At 63.0% G+C, this 12560-nt stretch carries 11 protein-coding genes; 3 read left to right on the top strand and 8 right to left on the bottom strand.

The genetic code is table 11. The features are described 5' to 3' along the window. The first annotated feature begins 5 nt into the window (after positions 1-5). On the top strand, positions 6-494 hold the full coding sequence (locus tag MKD49_RS12040; protein WP_252696396.1) for a DUF3304 domain-containing protein: 489 nt from the start codon (positions 6-8) through the stop codon (positions 492-494). Positions 495-510: 16 nt separating this feature from the next. Then, positions 511-2676 (top strand): DUF2235 domain-containing protein, encoded by a 2166-nt coding sequence (locus MKD49_RS12035; RefSeq protein WP_252696395.1) that lies wholly within the window; start codon positions 511-513, stop codon positions 2674-2676. 93 nt (positions 2677-2769) lie between these two features. Here the strand turns inward: MKD49_RS12035 and MKD49_RS26520 are convergent, their stop codons facing one another. After that, the gene (locus MKD49_RS26520; protein WP_134134486.1) at positions 2770-4293 is read right to left on the bottom strand and encodes a methyl-accepting chemotaxis protein; all 1524 of its coding nucleotides are present in this window, start codon (positions 4291-4293) and stop codon (positions 2770-2772) included. Between the two features lie 286 nt (positions 4294-4579). Here MKD49_RS26520 and MKD49_RS12020 point away from each other — a divergent pair, with 286 nt between their 5' ends. Then, complete coding sequence (locus MKD49_RS12020; RefSeq protein WP_204727124.1) at positions 4580-4843, top strand: DUF4148 domain-containing protein; 264 nt, start codon at positions 4580-4582, stop codon at positions 4841-4843. Between the two features lie 21 nt (positions 4844-4864). Here the strand turns inward: MKD49_RS12020 and MKD49_RS12015 are convergent, their stop codons facing one another. From MKD49_RS12015 to MKD49_RS11985, 7 genes are all read right to left on the bottom strand, one after another. Next, a complete protein-coding gene (locus MKD49_RS12015) occupies positions 4865-5350 on the bottom strand; it encodes a MarR family winged helix-turn-helix transcriptional regulator (protein ID WP_034334628.1) in 486 nt (161 codons plus the stop codon). After that, entirely contained in the window at positions 5328-7103 is a 1776-nt protein-coding gene (locus MKD49_RS12010) for an acyl-CoA dehydrogenase (RefSeq protein WP_252696394.1), read from the bottom strand. Before MKD49_RS12010 ends, MKD49_RS12015 begins: the two co-directional genes overlap by 23 nt. A gap of 14 nt (positions 7104-7117) precedes the next feature. After that, positions 7118-7669, bottom strand: coding sequence for a DUF3237 domain-containing protein (locus tag MKD49_RS12005; protein WP_252696393.1), 552 nt, complete (start codon positions 7667-7669; stop codon positions 7118-7120). Between the two features lie 57 nt (positions 7670-7726). Further along, on the bottom strand, positions 7727-8482 hold the full coding sequence (locus MKD49_RS12000; RefSeq protein ID WP_121045751.1) for an ABC transporter ATP-binding protein: 756 nt from the start codon (positions 8480-8482) through the stop codon (positions 7727-7729). After that, complete coding sequence (locus MKD49_RS11995) at positions 8479-10272, bottom strand: ATP-binding cassette domain-containing protein (RefSeq protein ID WP_134134491.1); 1794 nt, start codon at positions 10270-10272, stop codon at positions 8479-8481. The genes MKD49_RS12000 and MKD49_RS11995 overlap by 4 nt, the downstream gene beginning before the upstream one ends. Further along, on the bottom strand, positions 10269-11309 hold the full coding sequence (locus tag MKD49_RS11990) for a branched-chain amino acid ABC transporter permease (protein ID WP_034334616.1): 1041 nt from the start codon (positions 11307-11309) through the stop codon (positions 10269-10271). Before MKD49_RS11990 ends, MKD49_RS11995 begins: the two co-directional genes overlap by 4 nt. An 88-nt stretch (positions 11310-11397) precedes the next feature. Next, a complete protein-coding gene (locus tag MKD49_RS11985) occupies positions 11398-12543 on the bottom strand; it encodes an ABC transporter substrate-binding protein (RefSeq protein ID WP_121045754.1) in 1146 nt (381 codons plus the stop codon). Positions 12544-12560 lie beyond the last annotated feature (17 nt).

Below are 12560 nucleotides of genomic sequence, written 5' to 3'. Positions count from 1 at the left end.
TTTAAATGAAATATCTTTTCAGAATGCCCATGGGCTCTTTTGTACGTCCCATGTTCCTTGCTCTGCTGCTTCTTCTCAATGGATGCGGAGAGCCGCCGGAACGCACAGAGGCGATGGATATGCAGGCCTACAACCATACCGCTCACGGAATTGAAGACTTTGATGTCACCGTCATCCCCGGGATGCGTTCTGGTGGCGGTTATATTGCTGCCGGATCAGGTGGCGGTGCAGTTTGCTGCATCAGTGTGCCGCATGACTGGAAGCCGGGTCTCATGGCGACCATCCATGTCCGCACTTACAACAGTGCCGGAGAAAAGCAGGAGCCGTCCTGGACTGTGCCGGTCCCGCAATACACACCGGAGAATGCCGGTCACTTTGCGGTGCATTTTCTTCGGAGCGGGCAGGTCAAGGTCTTCGTGACGAATTTGGCCCCATGGCATCCCGACTATCCCCTCAAGGGCGAAGAGGCCCAAATGAAGCCCGCGACCAGCTAGTCCAAGGAAACTGATCATGAGCATGCTGTACACAGGAAAGGCCGTGCCATCGGATGGCAAACGCAAATTCTCCGCCAGGGAGGCTTCGCAGCGTGCCAAGGCACTGGCCTGTTTGCGTGCGCCAGGTAGCACCGCGTGCAAGGGACAGGTATTCGTCGGTTTGTTCTTCGATGGCACCGGCAATAACGACAAGTGGGTCGAAGACAAGCAGACCAAGACGCAGCGAGAGCGCAACAAGCACAGCAATGTCGCGCGCCTCTATGACGCTTACATCGGTGATACCAGCAACGGCTTTTACAAGATCTACATGCAAGGCGTCGGAACCCCGTTTGCAGAGATCGGCGATGCCAGCAAGTTGGGAACGGATATCGGCGGGAACGCATTTGGCTTCATGGGCGCTGACCGTATCAATTGGGGCGTCACTTATCTGCTTGATGCAATCCACAACTATCTGACAGGAAGCGGTCTCTTCAGCGGTAACGGGCAACGACGCGAACTCGTCAACTTCATGAGTTCTTCCATGCTGGCGGGTGGCAACGCCTATGCAGCGACGGCGGACATGAAAGTCGGACAGTGGAATATCCCCGGCTATCTGCTGAACGCACCGGAGCAGATGCGCCGCGCCGACATCTACAAGCAGATCATCGACAAGCTGGCGGCCGCGGTCAAATCCAGCCAGCGCAAGATCGTGCAGATCAACGTTTCGGTATTCGGCTTTTCCCGAGGAGCGGCTGAGGCTCGTGCGTTCACGCATTGGCTGCACGAACTCTTCACGCCTTCCGGCGGCGCCTTCGAAATCGCCGGTGTGCCAATTCGCATCGGTTTCCTCGGTATCTTCGATACGGTCGCCTCGGTCGGCATCGGAGATGTAACGCCGATCACCTTCGGCCACATGGCCTGGGCGCACAATACGCAATCCATTCTGCCGGCGGTTGAAGAGTGTGCGCATTTCGTGGCGCTGCACGAACAACGCGCCAGTTTTCCGCTGGAGTCCTCCACAGGGTGGAAGAATGTCGGCTATCCCGGCATGCACTCTGACGTGGGTGGCGGCTATCTGCCGGGAGAGCAGGGTAAATCCATGCCTGACTGGGGCTTGTCACCACAGCTTTCGCAGATTCCCCTCATTGACATGCACTTTGCCGCACTCAAAGGCGGCGTGCCTTTGCTGACACTGACCGAGCTGGCCAAAGATCCTGCCAGCGCCCGGGGCTTCGCCACCGATGCGCGCCTGGTCAAGGCCTACAACGACTGGCTGGCAGGTAACGGCATCAAGGCCGGCAGCATTCGCGAATTTACGCAGGCCCATACCCGTCAGTATCTTCGGTGGAGAGGATCTCTGCATGAGGGGAAGGGCGGCTTGCTGTTGAGCAAGCGCTTCTATCGGGATGCCGGGACCTCCGACAAGAAGGATCTGCTGGAGGCCGATGTCGAACTCGGGAAAATGATCCGTGACTGGCGTGAGCGTGGCAATCTGGATCTGGATCAGCGCATGGGGCAGATGGCCCGGAAGTATGTGCGCCGTGTTTCGCCGCTGGCGGGCGTCCTGACGGATGCGGCCAAGGAGCGCCTGACTGCGGAAGAGAAAAAATTCTACGACATCATGTGCGCAGGCCCGGTGCCGCCGGCCGCCTCGGTAACGCTCTTCGATGACTATATCCATGATTCCCGCGCCGGCTTCCGGGTGGCGGGCAAGCACGAACCGATTTTCATCACCGGTGGCTATGCCCGCTTCCGTCAGGTGTTTCTGCAGGGCGAGGGCGACTCAGCCACGCGCAAGATCGGGGAACTGGTCGAGCGCAAGGTGGGGGAGCGTGCTGCGGACATGGCTGAAGACGCGCGTGACATCAAGGATTACACGGTGCGTACCTATGATCGCGCCCGCGATCGCATTGTCAGTGGTTACCATGCCGTCGAGGATGCCGCCGCGCGCGCCAAACGCGAGGTTGAGGACAAGGCACTGGCGGCCAAGCGGGAGATCCAGGAACAGGCTGAAGCGGCCAGGAAGAAATTGCAGGCTGCTGCCGAGGCGGCAAGAGACCAGGCCAGCGCATTGAAAAAGAAAACCATGGCCGAGATCAAGCGCGAAGCCGACGAGGCACAGCGTATCTATGACGCCGCCCAGCGCCACGTCATGAAGAAGTATGAGGAGCTGGGCGCGATGTGGCACAGCATCATGGATTGAGCAGCGCGGAGGTCGGATTGATTGCCTTCAAGCGCCTGAAAGCGAACCCGTGCCAGGTCACCTCCGATAGTTGCACGCCGCATCTTTCCCCTTTCAAGCCATCCTCCCCACCCCCAACCGGAACACGCTCACCGACTCCGCCAGCCTGCGCGCCTGTTCCTTGAGCGCCTCGGTGGCCGCCGCGGCTTCTTCCACCAGCGCCGCATTCTGCTGCGTCACCGTATCCATCTGCGCAATGGCCTGGTTGACCTGTTCGATCCCGGCTTCCTGTTCGCCGCTGGCGGCCGAGATCTCGCTCATGATCTGCGTTACGCTGCGCACGCTCACCACCAGTTCCTCGATGGTCGCGCCGGCATTCCTGACCAGCTGGCTGCCCGCTTCCACCTTCTCCACCGAGTTGCCGATCAGATCCTTGATCTCCTTGGCCGCCGTCGCCGAACGCTGGGCCAGGCTGCGCACTTCCGACGCTACCACCGCAAAGCCGCGCCCCTGCTCGCCGGCACGCGCCGCTTCCACCGCCGCATTGAGCGCGAGGATATTGGTCTGGAAGGCGATGCCGTCGATCACGCTGATGATGTCCGCAATCTCGCGAGCAGAAGCCTGGATCTCTTCCATGGTGCTCACCACGTCCGATACCACCAGCCCGCTGCGCGAGGCCACTTCCGACACCGAGCCCGCCATCGCATTGGCCTGGCGCGCATGATCGGCATTGCGGCGCACGGTGGAGGTGATCTGTTCCATCGCTGCCGCCGTCTCTTCCAGCGAACTGGCCTGTTGTTCCGTGCGCGCCGACAGGTCCAGGTTGCCGCCAGCGATCTGGGTCGAGGCCGTCACGATGGTATCGCTGCCGGTGCGCACACCGCCGACCACGCGCTGCAGGCTGCTGTTCATGTCCTTCAAGGCCTGCAGCAGCTCGCCGGTCTCATCCTTGCGCGTGACCTCGATGCGGCTGCCCAGGTCGCCTGCCGCCACCGTCTTGGCGATGGTCACCGCTTCGCCGATGGGGCGCGTAATCGAGCGGGTGGCGAGCAGCGCCAGCAGCGCGGCCAGCACCACCACCACCGCGCCTACGCCCAACTCGACCACTTCGCCGTTGCGGATGGCGCCGGAGATTTCCTGGCCAGTGCCATTGGCGTTCTCGCGCGCAATCGCCAGCAGGCCCGCGAAACCTGCTCCCAGAACCTTGTCTGCACCACTGATGGACGCATCGATCTCGTTGACCGAGGCCCCGGCCGCCTTCATCCCCTGCGCCTTGGCCACGGCTTCACGGTAATTGCGTTCGCCCGTGCTGATCTTCTGCAGCAGCTCTTCTTCCTTGGGGTTGTCCACGCCCAGCTTGCGGTAGTCGCTCATGAGGCGGGCAATGGCATCCATATCCGCCAGGAAGTGCTTGTCATAGTCCTTGCCGCGCACCACGTAGTTCTTGAAGTTCTGTACGCCGTCGCCCAGCTTGATGTAGCCCTGGGTGGCGTAGTCCTGCTTGGTCAGCACCGTGCCGGAAAAATCACCCCAGTGTTGGCCGATCCGGGTCAGCGTGAGCAGAGACGCCGTAATGAGTAAGCAAGCCAGCAACGTGACCAGCAGGAAGGAGCCACCAAGACGGGTACCGATTTTCATGCCTGTTCCCTGAAAATTATTTATAAGATTTACCAATTCTGAGGGTGGCTGGTCGCGGGGAAAGCCCGATGGAGGCGGGTAAAAGCCGTGCAACTCATCATTTGTCATACCAGTGCTGGCAAATCGGCAAGATGCCTGAAAGCATTCTTTCAGCGGCCGCAACAGAGCATTGCCGGATCACCGGTTTTTCCATCGGAATGGAAACAATAGAATGTCTGCATGGGAATGAAGCATCCATAAGCGATACGCATCGTGCAGCATCCGCTTGCATTCCAGGGAGCAGAACATGAACAAGATCTTCACACGCCAACGCGTCCTGGCCGCCACGCTGGCCGTAGCCGCCATCTCGGCACAGGCAGCCTATGCCGCCGAACCGGCCAAGGCCGAGCCCGCCTCGACCATCAGCATTCCGGCGCAGCAAACGCGCACCGCCGCTGCCGATCAGCAGCAACATCAAGGCCTGACCCGCGCTCAGGTCATCGAAGACCTCAAGCAATACCAGCGCGCGCACGCCAACCCCAGCTACGCCGAGCTGGTGTTCCTGCGTTGAGAATGGAATCAGAAATGCCGCTTACTGCGGCAGGAACATCTTCTGCAACAAGCCGATGAGCTGAGCGCGTTCGCCGTCCGAAAGCATCTCGGTGGCCTTGAGCTCCAGCTCGATGGCGGTCTGTTCGGCCTTGGTGCACATGCGCATGCCGGCCGGCGTGAGCGCCAGCACCTGTGAACGGCGATCCTGCGGATTGCGCTGGCGTACTACCAGGCCGCGCTGCTCCAGCTTGTCCAGCAAGGTCGCCAGGTTGGGCGGGGAGACGTTGATCGCCTTGGACAGGCGCTTCTGGTTGATGTTGGGATTGGCCTTCAGCAGGCTCAGCACCGTGAAATCCACTGGCCTCAATTCGAACTTCGCCATCCGCTTTTCGAACAAGGGCATGATGGTGATGTAGGCACGGCGGCAGTTGTAGCCGACCAGGCTCAGCAGCAGTTGCTGGTCCAGCGGCGCGCTTGGCGCTGCATCGTCGTCGGAATCGAAATCAGCCGGCTTCTTGGGCAGCATGGTGGTCCAGGTCGGTAGGAAGGGGCGGCAGCCCGGTCGCCAGGCAGCCTTCGATCACGCTGGACAACTGGTGGACTTCCGCAAACACAAAGGCGAAATGATAGCACGCGGCATCCCGCTTGCCGCCGTACCAGGCCGCGTCCGAGGCCATGGCCGAGAGCGCCCGGCGGCCGGCGCGCAGCCACATCCAGCCCAGCGCCACATGGCCGGTCAGGCGCAGCATTTCATCGGCCACGTAGTAGGGCAGGGAGGGCGATTGCACCGCCGCCGTGGCAATACCCTTGGCGAACCCCTTTAATTTATCCACAGCGTTCGCAAGAAATCGCGCCTGATCGCCAAGCAGGGTTCCCTCCTCGATGTCCGCACGCACCAGCGTGAGGAAATCATCCAGCCGCTTCCCCTCATCGCCCAGTACCTTGCGCATCAGGAAATCGATCGCCTGAATTTCGTTGGTCCCCTCATAGATCATGGTGATGCGGGCATCGCGCATGAATTGTTCGATGCCGGTCTCGACCACATAGCCGTGTCCGCCAAAGACCTGCAGCGCACGGCTGGCGCACTGAAATCCCTGGTCGGTCAGGAAGGCCTTGATGACCGGCGTGATGAATTCCAGCCGTTCATGATGGCGGCGGCGCTGGGCCGCATCCGGATCATGCTCGGCCAGATCCAGCAAGAGCCCGGCCCAGCAAGTCAGCAGCCGCGCCCCCTCGATGCGGCAGCGCTGTTCCATCAGCAGCTTCTGCACGGCAGGATGGCGCACGATCAGGTCGTTGCCGGATGAGCCCGGTGCGCGCGACTGGCGACGTTCACGCGCATAAGCGCTGGCGCGCTGCCAGGCTGCTTCAGCCAGCCCCAGTCCCTGCGCGCCTACATGCAGGCGCGCCGCATTCATCATCACGAACATCGCCGCCAGTCCGCGTCCCGCTTCACCGACCAGCCACGCCTGCGCCTGCTCGAAATGCAGACTGCACGTGGCGCTGCCATGAATGCCCATCTTGTGTTCGATGCCGGTGCAGTGCACGCCATTGCGGCTGCCATCGTGCAGCACGCGCGGCGCCAGGAACAGCGACAGCCCCTTGCTGCCCGGTAGCGCATCCGGCAATCGGGCCAGTACCAGGTGAATGATGTTGGGCGTCAGGTCGTGTTCGCCCCCTGAGATGAAAATCTTGTCGCCGCTGAGGCGATAGCTGCCGTCCTCCTGCGGCACGGCGCGTGTGCGCAACTGCCCCAGGTCGCTGCCGGCCTGCGCTTCCGTCAGGCACATGGTGGCCAGCCATTGGCCGCTGGCGATCTTTTCCAGATAGCGCGCCTGCAGCTCAGGCGAGCCGTGCGCCGCGAGGCAGGCATAGGCCCCATGCAGCAAGCCGGGATACATGGTCCAGCCATGATTGGCCGCGCTCAGCATTTCATAGAGCGCGCAGTCCAGCACATGCGGCAAGCCCTGGCCGCCGTGCTCGGGCGCACAGGCCAGGGCCGGCCAGCCGCCCGCGCAGAATTGCGCATAGGCGCGCTCGAATCCGGGGGGCGTTGTGACCGTTCCATTTTCGAGACTGCAACCCTCGCGATCGCCGATACCGTTCAAGGGCGCGACCACGTCAGCGGCAAAGCGTCCGGCTTCTTCCAGTACCTGCATCATCAGTTCGCCATCGATCTCGGCGTGCGCAGGCAAGGCCCGCAAGACCTGCGGGGCCTGCAGCACTTCATCGAGGACGAAGGCGAAGTCGCGCAGCGGGGGCGTGTAGTGCATCGTCATCGGCTCCGTCCATCTCAATTGAGCAGGTAGGCGTCATACACCACCGCATTGCCCAGGCGCATGGCGTAGCCCACACCCATGGCGCGGTTGAGCCAGTCGTACTTCTTGGAGGCGGTCTCGAAGTTCATGAACAGGCGGAAGGTATAGCGCGAAGGATCGACCGGCTTGCCCTTGGCGACCTCGGCCATCACTTCCGGCGGACCGTAGCGCACGCCACGGGTTTGCAGGTAGACCAGCTCGCCGTCATCGAGCTTGAGCAGGTAGCGGGTATCGATGATGGCCAGGCCATCGGCGGTCACGGTCTGCCAGTCGGCACCGTTGTTGAGGATCTCGCCATTGATGAGCGGTCCCTTGAAACTGCCGCCGGTGATGGGGATGATGCGGCGGCGGCCCAGGTCGGAAGTCTTCCCCAGTTCCCAGATCGGCGCCACCAGATCCACCGAGAAGCGCGCCAGGAAGGCCAGCTTCGGTTGCGGCGGCACCAGCGTGGTGTTGTCGGCGTCACTGGCCGCATGCGCCTGGAAGGACAGCGTCAGGGCGGCCAGCAGCAGGAAAATCTTTTTCATCTCGGTCTCCTCGTTCTATGTGTTTTTAACATACCGTGGTGCAGAAAACGTCAAGCCTCAGGAAGCCGCCACCACCTCGGCTTCCGCCTTCTTGCCAAATCCCAGGTAGGCCTGGATCACCTGCGGATCGCCCGCCAGTTTCGCGGACTCGCCCTGCATGGTGACCTTGCCCAGTTCCAGCACGTAGCCATAGTCGGCCGTCTGCAAGGCCGCGCGCGCATTCTGTTCCACCAGCAGCACCGAGATACCGGCCGTGCGCAGTTCGGAAACGATATGCAGGATTTCCTTGACGATGCGCGGTGCCAGGCCGAGGCTGGGTTCATCCAGCATCAGCAGTTCCGGCTTGGCCATCATGGCGCGGCCGATGGCCAGCATCTGGCGCTCGCCGCCCGAGAGCGTACCGGCCTGCTGGGCGCGGCGTTCCTTCAAGCGCGGGAACAGCTCGAAGACGGTCGCCAGCTGATCCAGCGGCTGTGCCTGCCGCAAGCGCAGACGGCGAAATCCCCCCAGCAGCAGGTTGTCTTCCACGCTCATGGTGGAGAACAGTTCGCGCCGCTCCGGCACCAGGGCGATGCCCGCCATCACGCGTTGTTCCAGGCTCCAGCGTTCCACCGGCTTGCCTTGATAACGCACCGTGCCCTGCGCCGGCAGCACGCCCATGATGGCGTTGAGCAGCGTGGACTTGCCCGCGCCGTTGGGCCCGATCACGGTGGCGATGCTGCCGCGTTCCAGCTTCAGGTTGATGTCGTGCAGCGCCTGCACCTTGCCATAGCTTGCGCGCAGTTGCGCGACGTCGAGGACCAGTTCACTCATTCGATTCCACCCAGGTAGGCTTCGATCACGGCGGGATGCCGCTGGATCTCTTGCGGTGTGCCTTCGGCAATCTTGGTGCCGAATTCCATCACCACGATGTGGTCGGTCAGTTCCATGACGAATTCCATGTCATGTTCCACCAGCAGGATGCTCATGCCGTCGGCGCGCAGTTCCTGCAGCACCTTGGAGAGCGCCTGCTTTTCCAGATGGCGCAGGCCTGCGGCCGGTTCATCGAGCAACAGCAGCAGCGGATCGCAGCACAGGGCGCGGGCGATCTCCAGGATGCGCTGCTGGCCCAGTGCCAGGTTGCCCGCCTGCTCATGCATCAGGTGCTGCAGGCCGACGCGATGCAGGGCGCGCGCGGCTTCATCGAGCAGCGCCTGCTCTTCGGCGCGTTCCAGATGCAGCATGGCATTGACCGTATTGCTGAGGAAGCTTTGCCGGCTGCGCATGTGCGCGCCCAGGGCCACGTTCTCCAGCACCGTCATGCCCGGCAGCAGGCGCACGTGCTGGAAGGTGCGGGCAATGCCCAGCCGTGCGATGGCGCGCGCCGGCAGTCCAGCGATGTCGCGCCCGTTGAAGCTGACGCGTCCGCCGCTGGCATGCAGCAGGCCCGTGACCAGATTGAAGGTGGTGGACTTGCCCGCGCCATTGGGACCGATCAGGCCGACGATCTCACCGGCCTTGACCTTGAAGGACACGTCATTGACCGCCACCAGTCCGCCGAAGCGCTTGTTGATCTGGTCCACCTCCAGCAGCGGTGCACCACGCGCCGGACCGTTGCGCTTGTCCATCGGCGCGGCGGTCGCCACGCGCAGCGGTGCCGGGACGGCCGGGAAGGCACGCAGCCACAGCGCGCGTACCCAGGGCCACAGGCCGCCGCGTGCGTATTTCAGCAACAGGATCAGGATCAGGCCGAAGACGATGCTTTCATAACTGCCGCCATCGCCCAGCAGTGCCGGCAGCAGTACCTGCAACTGGTCCGACAGCAGTTTCAATACGCCCGCGCCCAGCAGCGCACCCCAGATATGGGCAATGCCGCCGACCACCACGATGAAGAGATATTCGATGCCCATCGCCAAGCTGAAGGGCGAGGGATTGACGGTGCGCTGCATGTGCGCAAAGAGCCACCCCGACACCGAGGCCAGCAGCGCGGCAAAGACGAAGATGAGGATCTTGTAGCGCCCCGTATCCACGCCCATGGCCTCGGCCATCGAACGTCCGCCCTTGAGGGCGCGGATGGCGCGTCCCGCGCGCGAATCCAGCAGGTTCAGCGAGACCCATGCGGCGGCCAGCACGATGGCCCAGATCAGGTAATACAGGTGGCGTTCCTTGGCCAGGTCCAACCCCGCCAGTTGCAGCGCGGGGATGCCGGAGATGCCGTCATACTTGCCGAGGAAGTCCACCTTGCCGAACAGGAAGTACAGGCTGATGCCCCAGGCGATGGTGGCCAGCGGGAGGTAGTGGCCGGACATGCGCAGCGTGATGCGGCCCAGCACATAGGCCGAGACCCCCGTGATGAAGAGGCCGATCGGCAGCGTCAGCCAAGGGGACACGGCATGCACGGTGGTCAGATACGAGGTGGTGTAGGCACCCATGCCGACGAAGGCCGCCTGCCCGAACGAGGTCATGCCGCCGATGCCGGTCAGCAGCACCAGGCCGATGGCCACCAGCGCATACAGGCCGATGTAGTTGGCCTGGATCACCCAGAACTGCGGCGTGGGCAGGATCGGGAACAGCGCCAGCACGACCAGCAGCGCATAGAGAGGGAGTCGTTTGTTCATCATCATTCCTCGTCCTCGTCATGCGCGGGTGTGACCAGCGAGCGCCACAGCAGGATCGGCAACAGCGCCAGGAACACGATCACCTCCTTGAAGTCACTGGCCCAGAAGGAGCTGAAGGATTCCAGCAGGCCCACCAGCAGCGCGCCCCCTGCGGCGGCTGGGAAGCTCGCCAGCGCACCGATGGTGGCGGCGACGAAACCCTTCAAACCGATCAGGAAACCCGAGTCATAAAAAATGGTGCTCATCGGGCCGATCAATACGCCCGACAGAGCACCGATAAACGCCGCGACGGCAAACGACAACTTGCCCGCCAGCGTCGTGGAGATTCCCATCAGCCGTGCGCCCAGGCGATTGACCGCCGTGGCGCGCAGCGCCTTGCCATACAGCGTGCGCCCGGAGAACAGCCACAGCGCTACCAGCAGCGCGGCAGCGGCCACCACCACTACCACGGTCTGGGCACTCAGGGTGAGCGCGGCCAGGTTCCAGCGTTCATCCCAGAAGGCCGGGGTACGGAAGCCTTCGGCCCCGAAGAACACCAGCCCCAGTCCGGTCATGGCCAGGTGGATGCCGACCGAGACGATCAGCAGTTGCAGCACGCTGGCATCGGCCATCGATTCATAGACCACCTGGTACATCAGCGGTCCGAGTGCGGTAATGAGCAGCAGGGTCAGCAGCACCTGCACCGGCAGCGCGAATTGCTGGGGCGCGGCCCACCAGACGAGGGCGGCAATGGCCAGCGGCACGCCCAGCGTGCCCAGCAGGGTGCGCGGCAACAGCGCAGCCTGGCCTGCGCGCAAGAGCTGCGCGGCCTGCATGCCGGCCGCGCACACGGCCAGCACCAGCAGCAGCCACAGCGGACCGGGGCGCTGGCCTTGTTGCAGCATGGCCAGGGTGAGCGCGCCATAGGCGACGAATTCTCCCTGCGGGATGAAGAGGATGCGGGTGACCGTGAAGACCAGCACCAGGGCAATGGCGATCAAGCCATAGACGATGCCGTTGGTCAGGCCATCCAGGGTCAGGATGGCGGCAATGGAGGAGTCCATGTTTCGGGTGTGGTGCAGAAAACGTCAGGCTGGAAAACGGCGGCGCAAGCTGGAGACCTCGCGCCGCCGCGCGGACAGGACAGGCGGATTACGGATTGACCGCCTTCCAGTTGCCGTTCTGGATGGTCAGCATGATGCGCGCATCGTCACCCAGTCCGAAGTGATCCTTGGCCGAGTAGTTCAGCGTGCCCTGCGAGATCTGGATCGGGCCGGAGGTTTCCAGCGCCTCCTTCAAGGCGGCGCGGAAGGCGGGGGTGCCGGGTTTGGCTTTCTTCAGCGCTTCCGGGACCACCTTCTGCAGCACCAGCTGCGCGTCATAGGTATGGGCCGCGAAGAGGTTGCGGGTACCTGCGCCAAACTGCTTCTCGTAGCGCGTGACGAAATCCATCGCCAGTTTCTTGGAAGGATTGCTGTCAGGCAGCGCCTCCGGCACCACGGCCGGGCCGGAGATGACGTAGGAACCTTCCACATCCTTGCCGCCCAGACGGATCAGGTCGCGCGAGGCGGCACTGTGGGTCTGGAAGATCTTGCCCTTGTAGCCGCGCTCGATGAGCGCCTTGTGCGGCATGGCCGCACCGCTGCCCGAGGCCACCACCAGCACCGCATCCGGATTGGAACTGACCACGCGCAGCGCTTGCGCCGTCACGCTGGTGTCGGCCCGCGAGAAGCGTTCCACCGTGCCCATCTTCATGCCGGCGGCGGTGGCCAGGCGCTGCACTTCCTTGAGCCAGTTTTCACCGTAGGAATCGGAGTAGCCGAGGAAGCCGATGGTCTTCACGCCCATCTTCTTCATCTGCTCCACCACGCCACCGGCCATGACGGCCGTGGATTGCGGCAGGCGGAAGGTCCAGGCGTCTTTTCCTTCAGCGGTCTCGATAGGGGAGATGGCCAGCTGCACCGTCTGCGATTCCAGCGCCACGTCGGCTACGGCCAGCGTGGGCGGCACCGCGGCCGAACCGATGAGCAGGTCGACCTTGTCCTCGGCCACCAGGCGGCGCGCATTCTTGCTGGCCTGGGTGGGATCGGTGGCATCGTCGAGGATGATCAGCTTGACCTTCTCGCCGCCGATGGTCTCCGGCCACAGGGCAAAGCCGTTCTTGGCCGGAATGCCCAGGCCCGAGCCCGGACCGGTCAGCGACATCACCACGCCGATGGTCAGCTCGGCCTGTGCGGCCCCTGCACAGGCCAGCATCGCTGCCAGTACCCCTGCCTTGATTGCCAGTTTGGTTTTCATCTCCGTCTCCTTTGTAG

It is taken from the genome of Herbaspirillum sp. WGmk3, assembly GCF_023952535.1.
Classification (GTDB): Bacteria; Pseudomonadota; Gammaproteobacteria; order Burkholderiales; family Burkholderiaceae_D; genus Herbaspirillum; species Herbaspirillum huttiense.
Note: the sequence above shows the minus strand (reverse complement) of the source record. Positions and strands in the feature narration are given on the sequence as shown.